This window comes from Pseudoalteromonas sp. (assembly GCF_036960685.1).
In the GTDB taxonomy this organism is placed as follows: domain Bacteria; phylum Pseudomonadota; class Gammaproteobacteria; order Enterobacterales; family Alteromonadaceae; genus Pseudoalteromonas.
In genome coordinates, this window is the sequence record NZ_JBALXK010000015.1 from 72614 (window position 1) to 87156 (window position 14543).

A 14543-nucleotide genomic window follows, 5' to 3' on the forward strand; every position below is an offset into this window, starting at 1 on the left:
CGCTTGCCAGCCTTGGCAACAAATTTGTATATAAGCAGACTATTATGAACACAATTAATTTTAAAAAGAGTCATATTGCAGCAACGGTGTCGCTTGTCATTGCAGCAGGCATTTCAACTGCTACACCCGTTTACGCTCAAGAACAAAACTTAAATGAAAACGATAGCCCTGATATTGAAGTGATCCAAGTAAAAGGGATTAAAGGCTCGCTTATTCGTGCCATGGATTTAAAACGTGATGCAACGGGTGTAATGGATGCTATTTCAGCCGAAGAAATGGGCAAGTTCCCAGATACGAACTTAGCTGAGTCATTACAACGTATTACCGGCGTATCAGTGAGTCGTGCTAACGGCGAAGGTAGCCAAATCACGGTACGTGGTTTTGGCCCATCATATAACTTAATTACCTTGAACGGCCGTCAGATGCCAGGCACAGGTAACACCCGTTCGTTTAATATGGAAAACTTGGCATCTGAAGGTGTTAGCGCCCTTGAAGTCTATAAAACAGCTAAAGCAGATATTCCAAGCGGTGGTTTAGGTGCCACAGTAAATATTGTAACTACGCGCCCACTACAGCAACCTGGCCAACATTTCAGTGCCTCTGCTAAAGCTATTTATGACAGCTCAAATGAGCAAGGCAATGATGTAACGCCTGAAGTATCAGCAGTTTATAGCAATACTTTTAATGATGAAATGTTTGGTGTTGGCTTTTCATTTTCACATCAACGTCGTGATTTTCAAAAACAAACGGCTAATATTCAAGGCTGGCAAGCTAACGTTGACTTACCCAGCTTAGAGGAAGGCACGTTTGTAGACCCTCGCGCTGTAGATGCAGAAGGCAACCGTGTCGGTAATCACTTCTTCCCTAAAGATATGAACTACAGCATTGAAGACCTACAACGCGAGCGTACAAATGGCCAAGTAACCTTGCAATTTGCACCTGTCGATAACTTTGTAGCCACAGTTGATTATACTGCAAGTGAAGCGGTTACAGGCTCAAACAGCATTGGCTGGGGTATTTGGAACGAGTTTGGTGGCAATATTAATAGCTATGAGCTGGATGAAAACGGCACAGCATTATACGCCGATATTGGTGGTAATGACGCTTCATTCACCGCTAACCGCAATACCACTGAAGTAACAGCCCGCTCAATTGGCTTAAACCTAGAGTGGCAAATTGGCAGTAACTGGGAAATTGAACTGGACTATCATGACTCAAAAAATGAGACCGATAATGGTGCAGATAAAGGCATGGGAAGTGCTGGCCAAGTTATATTAGGTTCTGATCAACTGGTTAATAAACTTTATGATTATCGAACTGGCGATATCCCAAGCGCACTTGTAAATTGGAAAAATGGCACCTCAGAGCTCAGCCCAGGTGAAATAGATTCTAACTTTAGCCAGTTTATTCACTCACCGGGTGAATCACAAGTTAAGCAACTTCAGCTTGATACAACCTGGTATAACGACAGCTTTGATATTGGTTTAAACAGCATTAAATTCGGCGCAGCACGAACCAAACAAACCACTGGCGGCTATGAAGCATGGAGTGGCCTGCGTGGCGGACCAGGCTTCAACCCTTCGTTTACAGAGATATTCCCAGACAGTATGTTTACTCGCCACGATACCGGTGACTTACTCGATGCATTTGCTGGTGGTGGTAGTGATTTACAACCTAATTACTATTACACCTATGACTTTGACGAAGCCGTTGCGCGTCAACTCGCTTATCTAACAGAAGATGTAATGGGTGGTGATGTTTATTCAACTGATGCCTACTTTGATGGTATCGACAGCCAAAGCAGTGTAGAAGAAATAACCGATAGTATTTATCTAAATACCAAGTGGGAATTTGATGTTTCAAATTTCTATGTCCAAGTTAATGCAGGCTTACGCTACGAGCAAACTGATGTAGAAAGCACCGTGCGCCAACGCGTAGAAAAACAAGTTAATTGGGAAAGTGCCTCAGAATGGATTATGCAATATGAAGCTGGTGGTACAGATAACTTTTTAACCCAACAAGGCGACTACGACGTATTACTACCTAATATTGATATTCGTGTTGATATCACCGATGACTTAGTCTCTCGTATCTCTTGGGGTAAAACTATGTCACGGGCACCACTTGGTAATCTTGCAGGCGGTCGCAGCTTAACAGGCAGCCCTAAACCTGGCTCACGTACTGGCAGCCAAGGTAATACTAATCTTTTACCGTATGAATCAACTAACCTTGATTTATCATTAGAGTATTATTATGGCGAAGGCAGTTACGCATCAATTGGTTATTTCAAAAAAGATGTCGATAACTTTATTCAAACAACCATAACTGAAACTACCATTGAAGGTTTACACGATATCCTCAACGGTCCTCGTTACCAACAAGCTGTGTCAGATGTAGAAGCGCGCGGCGAACAAGCCACCAGCGATGCTATTTTTGCGCAAATGCTCGCAAACGGTAATGGTAACGCTGACGGCAAAATAGAACCGAGCAGTAATGATCCACTAATTTTGTGGAACATTAGCCAGCCTACCAATACAGATAGTAAATCAGTTGATGGTTTTGAAGTTGCCGTGCAACACTTATTTGGTGAAACGGGGTTTGGCTTAGGCGTGAATGCAACCATTGTTGATGGTGATGTCGAGTTTGATAGCGACAGCTTAGATCAACAAGCACCTCTAACAGGTTTAAGTGACTCGGCTAACTTTCAAGCATTTTATGAAATGGATGGCTTATCAATTAAAATAACTTACGCATGGCGCGACGCGTACTTAATTGGTGTAGGCCAAGCACAAGGCTCAGCTGATGCACCGCCACAGTATGCTAAAGAGTATGCGCAATGGGATATGAGTGTGAATTACGACGTGACAGAAAATGTCACCGTATTCGCAGAAGGAATAAATTTAACGAACGAAACCGAGCAAGGTTATGGCCGTTATGAAGAGCAGTTCTTATTTGCTCGCCAGTACGGACCACGCTATACACTCGGCGCGCGTTATACATTTTAATACAGCGATTTGAAGCCCAACTTAGCCGCTCTTTTTATTGAGCGGCTTTTTTATTGCTGACTTCTTCTTGAGTATAGGTATTTGGGTATAAACGTGACTTAACTCTGCGGTCTAACTTACAAAATAAAAAACTATCGTGTTAAGCTAGTAGCCAACAATAGCGATTAAAGGAGTATAACAATGAAGCAAACACTGATATTACTATGCGCGATGTTTTTTACATCAACCGTATTCGCAGAGCCAAAAGATACACTCGCTTACGACGCGCAGCTAACTAACTATCGTTACGACTTTGACGTTAAATATTATAATTTTTCATCCCAAGGCCAACAACTTAAAATGGCCTACACTTACTTACCCGCCAAAGGCGACAAACCGGTTGTAACTTTACTGCATGGTAAAAACTTTAACGGCCATTACTGGAGTACAACTGCAAACTACTTACAAAAACAAGGCTATGGTGTATTTATACCGGACCAAATTGGCTTTGGTAAATCGTCAAAACCAGCCGATTATCAGTTTTCATTTGCAGCTTTAGCGCAGCATACTCACGCTTTAATGACGTCATTAAATATAAATAAATCAATTGTTTTAGGTCACTCTATGGGCGGGATGCTGGCTAGTCGCTTTGCGCTGATGTATCCGCAAAGCACAGAAAAGCTGGTTTTGCTCAACCCCATCGGCCTTGAAAATTATTTGCAATTTGTGCAATACAAAGACACCGACTTTTTCTATAAAAATGAGCTTGCTAAAACACCCGCTGGCGTTAAAGCGTATCAACAAAAGAACTATTATGACGGTAAATGGAATAGTGATTACGCCGCCCTCACCGACTTTATTACTGGCCAAATTCAAGGCCCTGATAAAGAGCAAGTGGCATGGGTTAACGCCAAAACCTACGACATGATTTTTACCCAGCCGGTGATCACTGAGTTTAAAAATTTCACTATGCCGGTTAAGTTAATTATTGGCACCCGAGATAGAACCGGCCCTGGCCGTAATTGGAAAAAATCAGGCGTTGATTATGAGCTTGGCCGTTACGATAAATTAGGTAAAGCGGCTGCAGCAGTAATCCCTAACGCTGAACTATTTGAACTGGCCGATTTAGGACATTTACCGCATATTGAAGACTTTGATCGCTTTAAAGCCGTGTTTATAAAAGCATTAGCAAGTAAATAATTAAAAGTTAAAGCTAGTAACTCTCGTCATCGCTAAAAACGGTGACAGAGAGTTCCTCATCCATCGTTTCAAAAACTAAAAAGTTAATCGGCTTACAGCAAACTTGGCAGTCTTCTATATATTGTTGGTCTACGTCAGCGGGGTCAAGCAGTACTTCGATATGCTCACCACAATACGGGCATGCAATAGTTTTCTCGGTTAATTGATTCATAAATGAAGCTCCTGTCGGTGTTTTATTTGTGAAATACGCTGTAAATAATCTAAGCTTAAATTAACTAGCTTGTTTAATATGCCTACAAAACAAGCTAATACAGCTACTCTAAGGTGCTTTTAAGTTGCTTAAGCAAGGCTTCTGTTGTCCATTCAAGTCCATAGTATGGAATATCAGGCTGATAGTAGAATCCGTTTGCACGGGGTCTATCTACATATACTTTATTAGGAATAATCACCTTGCTCAACCCAGATGGTGTATCGACTAACCTTACTTCCATATACGTAGAATCAGAGCTACTTGGCGCGCCAAATAATACCGTATTTGAAAACAGCTTAAAGGTGTCAACTGCATCAAGACAGGCGCTACCGCATTGCCCAGGTACTATCACCATAGCTTTGTTTTGAAAATCACTGCTTGTTACTTCAGCTAAACTTTGCTCAGGAGGCTGATTATGCTCTACGTAAAACGGGGCTCCTTCATTTAGCGATAGCTGCATACCCGCAGATACTTCTTTAACCATTTCGTACATTTCAGGTTGGTCTTTTAATATTACCTTTAATGACTCTACATATTCGGTATTGTCTTTTGAGGCGCGCCACCAAACTTGAGTTTTTTCGCCTGCTTGCGCTCTACGATAGCTAACAACTTGTTGCCCCCATAACTGCTCTGCAACTTTTAAGCTCCAAAAAGATGAACCACCTTGGTTATGACGAAGATCAAGTATTACAGCTTTGGCCGTTAATAACTGGGCGCGCTGTTTTGCTAAATCAACAAACAGCTGCTGGTAATCTGCTTTTTGTTGCTCATTAGGCGAAAATGTTGGCATTGCAATCCACGCAATATCTTTGCTTGGCCAATGAAGACCTATTGGGAGTTCATCGCCATTGTATGCATTAACCAAATGCTGCTTTACACTTTCGGGGCGCTCAGCCCACTGCAATTGCACGCTGTAAGTGAAGCCATTCGCTTTGGCAAAGTCACATGTTTTAAGTTTGGGTAAAAAAGGGTTGCCATCATCAATAAGTAAGCGCCGCCCGTTATGCCACCAATGGCCTGGCTGCTCAACCTGCCCACGAAAAGTAAAAATGGTTCTGCGCATTAATGGCTCAATTGGCGTGTTATTACAGCGTATTATTTTATCGCCCTTGGCAATTTGACTATGCTCAGAGTAATACACTTTTAAGCCATTACCTCGCCATACTGCCGAAAACCCAGGCCAGCGGCGTGGTTGCTTTAATTCTTTAGGTAAAAGCGCCACAGCTCCGGCATGACCATCTTGCAAAACGGTATTAAAACGCGCAATTGCAGCTGCGTAACCTTGCGCATTATTGATCTGCTGTGCAAGCGCTAATCCTTCTCGTTTAGCGCTTTCAAGTAGCTTAGGGAAGTCTGGGTTATAGCTGTCATACATACCCGGGTGATTGGCAACTGATTGCTGATATGCGGCTTCAATGTCGCGCTGCGCTGTTGCTTGCCACTGCGCAGCTGTGCTCGGTAAGCTTTGCGAAGAGCTGTTTTTATCATCTTGTGCAAAAACATTTGGTGCCATTAAAGACATAACGACCACAAGTATCTTAGGGGATGATTTAATCACCTTTCTCATATAAATCCTTTTTAATTATTATATTCTAACTTACTGATACTTAAGTAAACCAAACTCAGCTCTAAAATGTAACTAGTTTATACAAAAAAGCGCAGCCAGTGGCCACGCTTTACATTACTCAATTAAATTACAGCTTCGCTTAAACCGTGTTTAAAAAAAACCGAGTGGATCTTCACTGTAGCTAACCAGCAAGTTTTTAGTTTGCTGGTAATGATCAAGTGCGAGCTTGTGGGTTTCGCGGCCAATGCCTGATTTTTTATAGCCACCAAATGCAGCATGAGCTGGGTACATATGATAACAGTTAGTCCACACTCGGCCTGCCTCTATTTTGCGGCCAAAGTGATAAGCACGGTTCATATTACGGCTCCACACCCCTGCCCCCAAACCAAACTCTGAGCTGTTTGCAAGTTCAAGTGCTTCAGCTTCATCTTTAAAAGTCGACATAGAAATAACCGGGCCAAAAATTTCTTCTTGGAACACGCGCATATCGTTAGTGCCTTTTAACAGCGTTGGCTGAATATAATAACCGCCATTTAGCTCATCACTTAATTGCTCAACATTACCGCCAGTAAGAACTTGCGCCCCTTCGTTTTTACCAATCTCTATATAACTAAGAATTTTATCAAACTGGGCTTTTGACGCTTGCGCGCCCACCATGGTTTCACTATCCAGCGGATTGCCACGTTTAATTTTTAATGTGCGCTCTAAAATACGTTCAATAAACTGCTCGTAAATATCTTCTTGAATAAATAAACGCGACGGACAGGTACATACTTCACCTTGATTAAAATAGGCAAGCACAGCCCCTTCAATGGCTTTACTTAGAAATGAATCATCTTTGTCCATTACATCGTTAAAGAATATATTGGGTGATTTCCCCCCAAGCTCAACAGTGGATGGAATAATGTTATCTGCGGCGCATTTTAAAATATGCGAGCCAACAGGAGTCGAGCCAGTAAAGGCAATTTTAGCGATACGAGTACTGGTTGCCAGTGCTTCGCCAGCTTCTTTACCAAAGCCGTTCACGACATTAAGTACGCCAGCAGGCAGTAAATCGCCGATGATTTCCATTAACACCAATATTGATGCAGGTGTTTGCTCAGCCGGCTTTAATATTACGCAGTTACCCGCTGCAAGCGCTGGGGCTAGCTTCCATGCCGCCATTAATATTGGGAAGTTCCAGGGGATAATTTGCCCTACTACGCCTAGCGGCTCATGAAAGTGATAGGCAACGGTGGTCTCATCTATCTCACCTATTGTCCCTTCTTGGGCGCGAATACAGCCGGCAAAATAGCGAAAGTGATCTGCTGCTAGCGGAATATCGGCCGCTAAGGTCTCGCGAATTGCTTTACCGTTATCCCAGGTTTCAGCCACAGCAAGTAGCTCTAAGTTTTGTTCAATACGATCAGCAACTTTTAATAAAATATTGCTACGCTGCGTCACTGAGGTTGTGCCCCATGCCGCTTTTGCTTCGTGGGCTTTATCAAGCGCAAGCTCAATATCCGCTTTATCTGAGCGTGGTATTTTACAAAATACCTTACCGTTAACGGGGCTAATATTTTCAAAGTACTGACCGTTAACTGGCTCGACCCATTGCCCACCAATATAATTACCATAGTGAGATTTAAAGTTAATTAGCGCACCGTCGCTGCCAGGATTTGCGTAAATCATTGTGTGTGTCCTTTATTCAAAATGTTGCTTTTTAATTTAATCAGATTGACTAAGTTTGACGGGAGATTGTTGGTTATTTATCCGTCGTTTATTGACATTAGCGCATAACAGGCATACAAACTTGATTACCTGTCCAAAAAACGTGTCTGTGTGTCCAGACTTACAAGTGAGGTAAAATGGCGGCTTATTTAAGCAAAGAAAAGCTCACCAAAAAGCGCCAAGCGGTTGATGTACTTATCGAAAACAAAGTTACTTTTGCCTCAGATAACGCTGAGCTGAGTATTTATGATACCTACCAAGATGCACAAAAAGTGGCGCTGCACTCCAGCGAACTACTATTTTGCGGCATGATCAGCGGTAAAAAAATCATGCATGTTGGCGACAGTGATTACCACAAAGAATTTTTACCACAGCAGTCATTTGTACTAGCACCGGAGCAAGGTGTGTTGATTGATTTTCCAGAAGCGTCAATTAAACAACCAACCACCTGTTTAGCGATTGAAATTAGCCGTGATAAAATTAGCCAAGTGGCTGATGCACTTAATATACAGCAACAAATAAGCAGTGATGATTTTTTTCAATACATCCCTAAACTTATCCATACCGAGCATAATCAACAAACCCAACAGTTACTTGAACGTATGATTGGTTTATTCAGTGAAAACGAGCAAGATCGTCATTATTTAATTGAGCTTTCAGTTAATGAATTAATCACTCGCCTGTTACAACAACAAAGCCGCGATTTAATGCTCTCAAGCTGTAAGCAACCTATGATTAACTGCAGCCTTAATCAGGCCCTCAATTACATGGCTGAAAACCTAAACCAAACGCTCGATATTGATAAGTTATGCAAAATAGCCTGTATGAGTCGCAGTAAGTTTTATCAACAATTTAAACTCGCCTTTGGACAAAGCCCTGCTACATACCAACAACAACTACGATTGAAAAAAGCCCGACACTTGCTGCAATCTGGCCAGCAAGTGACTCAAATTTGTTATGAACTCGGTTTTACCAACCCGAGTCACTTTAGCCGTTTATTTAAACAAACGTTTGGCGTACCACCTAAGCACTACAAGCATTAATATGCAAACACCAAGAATTTTTAACTAAATTAAAAGTTTTTGTTGACTCAAACGCAATTGCAGATTATTTTCCCGCTGATGTTTTTATCGGCATAAACAATAGCGGCATGCATCCCCTGCACCGTCTGGCGCCAAGCCAACGCACTTTACTGTGTCGCACTTGTGCTCATCCCACCGCGAAAGCCAACAGTAATGATTGCGTGCAAAAGCAGTGACTTGGAATATCAGCCATGTGGCTAACATTCTTTGTTTTTGTTAAGTAGCTTGAGCCAATCACTCAAGTGCTTTTTATTTTGTGAATACTTAAATGCTTGAACCTTCTGCGTTAAGTCTTGTGCCGCCAATTGTGGTGGTAATTTTGGCGATCGTGTTACGTCGTCCTATTTTATCTTTGCTGATCGGTGCCTTAGTTGGCCTTGCGATGCTAAACCCTGCTGCCATGCTGAGTAACTTTGCTGCGGCATCGTTAAAAGTGATGGTCGATGAAACCATCGGCTGGCTAATACTCGTGTGCGGTGGCTTTGGTGCGTTAATCGCATTGTTAGTGCGCACCGGTGGTGCAGCTGCATTTGGCAGCTTTGCACTGCGTTTTTGTAAAGGCCCACGCTCATCGTTGATCATGACCTTCTTGCTCGGTATCGTGATTTTTATCGACGACTACCTTAATGCGCTCACTGTGGGTGAAACCATGAAACGCATTACCGATAAATTTAAAATCAGCCGCGAAATGCTTGCCTACGTGGTCGACTCTACTGCAGCACCAATTTGTGTATTAGTGCCGCTATCTACCTGGGCCGTGTTCTTTGGCGGATTATTGGTTGATAATAACATTGCCGACGAAGGCCAAGGTATTGCTGTGTATATGCAAGCCATTCCATACATGTTGTACGCATGGTTTGCCATGTTAATCGTACCGTTAGTGGTATTAGGCGTTATTCCTTTATTTGGGCCGATGAAAAAAGCCCAATTACAAGCAATGCAACAGCAGCCACAAGTCGACCCAGCACAATACAACGAAGTGCAAACAGCCGATGAATACGCGGTAAAAGCCGTTGAAGAAAGCTTTGAAAGCGCAGATAGCCACGGTAAACTGTATAACTTTTTACTGCCTATTTTATTACTCGTTGCCTTTACTGTGTATTTCGATATTGATGTATACAAAGGATTATTAGCCACATTTGCCGTGACAATCCCCTTTTATATGTTGCAAAAGCTAATGCCATTTGCCGAAATGATTGAAAAAATGCTCGATGGTTTTAAAAGCATGCTACCAGCAATTGGTACGGTGATTGCCGCGTTCATTTTTAAAGATGTCTGCGACCAATTATTATTACCACAGTTTGTGATTGAGTCACTTAGCCCATTTATGACTGCTGGCTATTTACCTGCGGTGGTATTTTTAGCCATGGCCATTTTAGCGTTTGCAACGGGTTCAAGCTGGGGAATTTTTGCAGTAACCATCCCGATTGTAATGCCACTTGCCGTCGCGGTTGATGCAAATATACCGCTGGTGATTGGTGCGCTGTTATCTGCCTCATCATTTGGTAGCCAAGCATGCTTTTACTCTGATTCAACTGTGCTTGCAGCCCAAGGCTCAGGTTGTAACTTAATGAGCCACGCAATTACCCAATTGCCGTATACACTCATTGCAGCAGCCTGCGCGTTTGTCGGATTTCTAGTGATAGCTTAGGCAGATAGATTGAAGAGGAAAGTTGGCAAGGTTAAAGGTTAAGGTTAAGGTTAAGGTTAAAAAACTCATTTAACTAGCCAGCCACTCTAATTGAGCAAGCAACTTTGTACCAGATAGTAAGTGGTCGAATCAGCCGCTTACTAAATCACTAAAGCTTTAAAGCTAATCTTTTAGGGTAGCTAAATGGTTGGCATTCAACGCATTTTATTTCATGCGCATCAGTATGTGCGGGGTTTATTATAAAATTATATTCATCTGAACAAACAGAGGAAGGAACTTGCAGTACAGCTTCTCCCATACTCGTTAACCAGTCGCTACCCACTATTTGGGTTTTTAATATATAAGGGTGATCATCCCAGTCACTTGGTAGATCAGATACAACCAAGCGTTTAATTTTCAGTTTATCAGGTATTAATATCGATGTGACTGATAACTGCTTGTTAAGTATATCCGTAGAGTCGTTCACTAACCTCTCAAGCATTGCAAGTGAACGGCTACTTGCTGTGTAAACAACAGGTTTACCAACCATGTGCCATCTACCTTCTGCATAAAGCCCACCTAGGCCTGATAGCGCGTTATTTGAATTGTTATGTTCAGTTGGGGCAATTCTATAACAAATCATCAAGCAGTGAATCCATACTCTAGCCCATTAATAATTCGCTTAATTAACTCACGGCCGCGAATGGTATGCAAAAACTCTTTTGGCGCTTTGCCATCGAACTGCGTATGAGCGGTGTTCAACCACTCATTCCAACGTTTTACATCACCAAAGTATGAAATACCTATAGATGACAAACGTGCAACTTCCAATGCATTTTGACTTAAGTTAATACCTAAACGTTTGCGCTCTTTTACATGTCGCTCTAATGTTCGCGTAGTAGTACCAATAGTCTTAGCTATTAGTTTTTGTTCCCATCCAAGCGATTTACTAAGAAGGAAGATGGAAGAAGCTTTCAAGCCTGTAGTAGCAACAGTAATTTCTTCTAATGCATTAGAGTTGTTAGTGATTAACCCACCACTCACTACTTCTATAAAATCAAACTTTAAAGTTTCCATAAACACCTCCAGCGACAATTGTCGTTAATTATAATACCAAGTGTCAAAACTAGCAAGGTAACAACCTTACCTTCACCCTCGCTAACTTTACCCTCACTAACTTCACTCTTTTAAAATTAACCGCGACTATTACTTGTATGTACTCCCCTAAAAAGCGGATAATTGCAGCTAAATGAAAATACACTGACGAAGTCTGGCGCAAACACTTAGCAGCCTTACTTATTAGTGCGCATGAAGGTGGACCAACTCAATGGAAATTAAAGTTAATTTTCTCGATAACCTTAGATTAGAAGCTAAGTTTGACGATTTCTCAGTCATTGCGGATCAACCAATCCGTTATAAAGGCGATGGCTCTGCGCCAAGTCCATTTGACTATTTTTTAGCATCGTCAGCTTTATGCGCTGCGTACTTTATAAAAGTGTATTGTAATGCTCGTGATATTTCGACCGATGGTATTCGTGTTGCACAAAACAACATTGTTGACCCGGAAGATCGTTACAACCAAATATTCCAAATTCAAGTTGAGCTACCTGAAAGCATTTCTGAAAAAGACCGCACTGGCATCTTGCGCTCAGTTGACCGCTGTACGGTTAAGCGAGTTATTCAAACTGCGCCCGAGTTTAAAATTGACGCGGTAGAAAGCCTAGATAATGACGCTCAAGCCATGTTAATGGCAAAGCCTGAAGGCAATGAAAACACCTTCATTCTTGGTAAAGATTTACCGCTAGAACAAACTATTGCTGATATGACGGCGATTTTAGCCGACTTAGGCATGAAGATTGAAATTTCATCATGGCGCAATATCGTACCAAACGTATGGTCATTACATATTCGTGATGCCGCATCACCCATGTGTTTTACCAATGGCAAGGGTGCCACTAAAGAAAGTGCATTATGCTCAGCCCTGGGTGAATTTATCGAGCGTTTAAACTGTAACTTTTTCTATAATGACCAATTCCTTGGACAAGAGATTGCCAACAGTGAGTTTGTTCATTACCCAAATGAAAAATGGTTTGCGCTTACCGATGACGACTCCCTGCCAGAAGGCATTTTAGACGACTACACGCTAAGCATTTATAATCCTGAAGATGAACTGTGCGGCTCGCACCTTATCGACACAAACTCAGGTAATATTGAGCGCGGTATTTGCTCTATCCCGTATGTGCGTCAATCTGACGGCGAAACCGTATACTTTCCATCAAACTTAATTGAAAACTTATTTTTAAGTAACGGTATGAGTGCCGGTAATAACTTTGCAGAAGCCAAAGTACAATGTTTATCTGAGATTTTTGAGCGCGCGGTTAAACGCCAAATTATCGAACAAGAAATTGTACTGCCTGATGTACCGGAAGAAGTACTTGCTAAATACCCAGGTATTGTTGCTGGTATTAAAGGCTTAGAAGAGCAAGGCTTTCCAGTTGTGGTAAAAGATGCCTCCCTTGGCGGACAGTTTCCAGTGATGTGCGTTACCTTAATGAACCCAAAAACCGGCGGTGTGTTTGCTTCATTTGGTGCACACCCAAGCTTTGAAGTCGCCCTTGAGCGCAGCTTAACTGAGCTATTACAAGGTCGCAGCTTTGAAGGCTTAAATGACGTACCAAAACCCACCTTTAACAGCATGGCCGTATCAGAGCCTGAAAACTTTGTTGAGCACTTTATTGACTCAACAGGTAAAATTTCATGGCGCTTTTTCAGTGCGAAGCACGATTATGACTTTGTTGAATGGGATTTCTCCGGCACTAACGAAGAAGAAACCGCAAGCTTGTTCGGTATTTTAAAAGACTTAGGTAAAGAAGCTTACATTGCTGAGTTTTCAGACCTAGGCACAGCGTGTCGTATTTTAGTGCCTGATTACTCTGAAGTTTACCCAGTAGAAGACTTAATTTGGGATAACACCAACAAAGCCCTTAAGTACCGTGAAGACATTTTAAATCTGCACAGCTTAGATGAAGATCAGCTTGCCGATTTAGTTGAGCGCCTAGAAGACAGCCAGCTTGATAACTACATCGACATTATTACCCTAATTGGTGTTGAGTTTGACGAAAATACGGTTTGGGGTCAGTTAACGATACTTGAACTTAAGCTGTTAATTTACTTAGCACTGGGTGACTTAGAAGCGACAATGGAACTGGTTGAAACCTTCTTGCAATTCAACGATAACACCGTTGAACGCGGGTTGTTCTATCAAGCAATGCACGCAACACTCGAAGTCGCACTCAGTGATGACCTTGAGATTGAAGACTACATTCATAGCTTTACCCGCATGTTTGGCCAAGAGGTCATGGATGCCGTGGTCGGCTCTATCAATGGCGATGTATTGTTTTATGGTTTAACACCAACCAACATGCAACTTGAAGGGTTAGAGCGTCATCAACGCTTAATTGACAGCTATAAAAAACTACACGCCGCACGCGCTGCAAAGGCTAAGTAAAAAGTGTGAGCGCGAGGTAAACTTACGCCTACACTCACTATTAAATCTAAGCACCTAGCAATGGCAGGTGCTTTATGTTTTTATAGCGCAGAGCCAGCGACAAACAATGCGCGAGCTCTTTATTTGGCAGTGTTTGGCTAAGCTCAAATACCAACGCACGATTGCCTTGATAGACAAAGGTATCGCCGTACAACTCTTTAAATGTCTCCACCAGCTTAGTATTACAGTTAAAATAAATACAAAAATGCTGCGGTGCTTTGTCTTTATAATCAAACCTGATTGTGGAACCACTGTTTGAGATATAACTCGGCTCACCCCACTTTAGGGTTTCTTCAAGATCTGTGATGCCATCTTGCTCGGCAACAGCGAGTATCAGCGCTCTAACTTGTTTTAAAACAATCGAGACCGCTGCTGGATAGGTTATAAACTTTTTTTTTACATGTTCATCCATCAATAAGCCTCCTTCCAATAAACAACTAATCCCATAATATAAGGGCGAATACTAACCGAAACAAATGTAGCATTGTGTATCATTTGTTGCCACAGTGATGCCAGACTGAAAACTTTTAGTGATAATGCAGCTGCTTGAATATTCATCAACAGATTATTTAT

At 42.0% G+C, this 14543-nt stretch carries 11 protein-coding genes; 5 read left to right on the forward strand and 6 right to left on the reverse strand.

Annotated elements, in window-relative coordinates; genetic code table 11:
- Positions 1-44: 44 nt before the first annotated feature.
- Positions 45-3005, forward strand: a complete 2961-nt coding sequence (locus V7783_RS13500; protein WP_335679154.1) for a TonB-dependent receptor — start codon at positions 45-47, stop codon at positions 3003-3005.
- A 210-nt stretch (positions 3006-3215) separates the two neighbouring features.
- The gene (locus tag V7783_RS13505) at positions 3216-4184 is read left to right on the forward strand and encodes an alpha/beta fold hydrolase (RefSeq protein WP_335679178.1); all 969 of its coding nucleotides are present in this window, start codon (positions 3216-3218) and stop codon (positions 4182-4184) included.
- Positions 4185-4197: 13 nt separating this feature from the next.
- Here the strand turns inward: V7783_RS13505 and V7783_RS13510 are convergent, their stop codons facing one another.
- The 3 genes from V7783_RS13510 to exaC all read right to left on the reverse strand — a co-directional run bounded on the left by V7783_RS13510 (position 4198) and on the right by exaC (position 7672).
- Complete coding sequence (locus tag V7783_RS13510) at positions 4198-4395, reverse strand: CPXCG motif-containing cysteine-rich protein (protein WP_335679155.1); 198 nt, start codon at positions 4393-4395, stop codon at positions 4198-4200.
- A gap of 103 nt (positions 4396-4498) precedes the next feature.
- A complete protein-coding gene (locus V7783_RS13515) occupies positions 4499-6001 on the reverse strand; it encodes a S41 family peptidase (RefSeq protein ID WP_335679156.1) in 1503 nt (500 codons plus the stop codon).
- A 150-nt stretch (positions 6002-6151) separates the two neighbouring features.
- Complete coding sequence (gene exaC, locus V7783_RS13520) at positions 6152-7672, reverse strand: acetaldehyde dehydrogenase ExaC (RefSeq protein WP_335679157.1); 1521 nt, start codon at positions 7670-7672, stop codon at positions 6152-6154.
- Between the two features lie 176 nt (positions 7673-7848).
- On the opposite strand from exaC, the gene V7783_RS13525 reads away from it, so the two are divergent.
- Complete coding sequence (locus tag V7783_RS13525; RefSeq protein ID WP_335679158.1) at positions 7849-8754, forward strand: AraC family transcriptional regulator; 906 nt, start codon at positions 7849-7851, stop codon at positions 8752-8754.
- 307 nt (positions 8755-9061) lie between these two features.
- Positions 9062-10444: a Na+/H+ antiporter NhaC family protein gene (locus V7783_RS13530; protein WP_335679159.1), complete on the forward strand. Its 1383-nt coding sequence runs from the start codon at positions 9062-9064 to the stop codon at positions 10442-10444.
- A 148-nt stretch (positions 10445-10592) separates the two neighbouring features.
- Here V7783_RS13530 and V7783_RS13535 read toward each other — a convergent pair whose 3' ends face one another.
- A complete protein-coding gene (locus tag V7783_RS13535; RefSeq protein WP_182717571.1) occupies positions 10593-11066 on the reverse strand; it encodes an RES family NAD+ phosphorylase in 474 nt (157 codons plus the stop codon).
- Positions 11066-11500, reverse strand: a complete 435-nt coding sequence (locus V7783_RS13540) for an MbcA/ParS/Xre antitoxin family protein (protein ID WP_335679160.1) — start codon at positions 11498-11500, stop codon at positions 11066-11068. The genes V7783_RS13535 and V7783_RS13540 overlap by 1 nt, the downstream gene beginning before the upstream one ends.
- A 250-nt stretch (positions 11501-11750) precedes the next feature.
- Here V7783_RS13540 and V7783_RS13545 point away from each other — a divergent pair, with 250 nt between their 5' ends.
- Complete coding sequence (locus V7783_RS13545) at positions 11751-13931, forward strand: OsmC domain/YcaO domain-containing protein (protein ID WP_335679161.1); 2181 nt, start codon at positions 11751-11753, stop codon at positions 13929-13931.
- Positions 13932-13977: 46 nt separating this feature from the next.
- Here the strand turns inward: V7783_RS13545 and V7783_RS13550 are convergent, their stop codons facing one another.
- The gene (locus V7783_RS13550; RefSeq protein ID WP_335679162.1) at positions 13978-14382 is read right to left on the reverse strand and encodes a DUF1801 domain-containing protein; all 405 of its coding nucleotides are present in this window, start codon (positions 14380-14382) and stop codon (positions 13978-13980) included.
- Positions 14383-14543: the final 161 nt, after the last annotated feature.

What these genes read in the sequence shown, in the direction of transcription:
- V7783_RS13500 (WP_335679154.1), top strand. Translation starts at nt 45, where the DNA reads ATGAACACAATTAATTTTAAAAAGAGTCATATTGCAGCAACGGTGTCG.
- V7783_RS13505 (WP_335679178.1), top strand. Translation starts at nt 3,216, where the DNA reads ATGTTTTTTACATCAACCGTATTCGCAGAGCCAAAAGATACACTCGCT.
- V7783_RS13510 (WP_335679155.1), bottom strand. Translation starts at nt 4,395, where the DNA reads ATGAATCAATTAACCGAGAAAACTATTGCATGCCCGTATTGTGGTGAG.
- V7783_RS13515 (WP_335679156.1), bottom strand. Translation starts at nt 6,001, where the DNA reads ATGAGAAAGGTGATTAAATCATCCCCTAAGATACTTGTGGTCGTTATG.
- exaC (WP_335679157.1), bottom strand. Translation starts at nt 7,672, where the DNA reads ATGATTTACGCAAATCCTGGCAGCGACGGTGCGCTAATTAACTTTAAA.
- V7783_RS13525 (WP_335679158.1), top strand. Translation starts at nt 7,849, where the DNA reads ATGGCGGCTTATTTAAGCAAAGAAAAGCTCACCAAAAAGCGCCAAGCG.
- V7783_RS13530 (WP_335679159.1), top strand. Translation starts at nt 9,062, where the DNA reads ATGCTTGAACCTTCTGCGTTAAGTCTTGTGCCGCCAATTGTGGTGGTA.
- V7783_RS13535 (WP_182717571.1), bottom strand. Translation starts at nt 11,066, where the DNA reads ATGATTTGTTATAGAATTGCCCCAACTGAACATAACAATTCAAATAAC.
- V7783_RS13540 (WP_335679160.1), bottom strand. Translation starts at nt 11,500, where the DNA reads ATGGAAACTTTAAAGTTTGATTTTATAGAAGTAGTGAGTGGTGGGTTA.
- V7783_RS13545 (WP_335679161.1), top strand. Translation starts at nt 11,751, where the DNA reads ATGGAAATTAAAGTTAATTTTCTCGATAACCTTAGATTAGAAGCTAAG.
- V7783_RS13550 (WP_335679162.1), bottom strand. Translation starts at nt 14,382, where the DNA reads ATGGATGAACATGTAAAAAAAAAGTTTATAACCTATCCAGCAGCGGTC.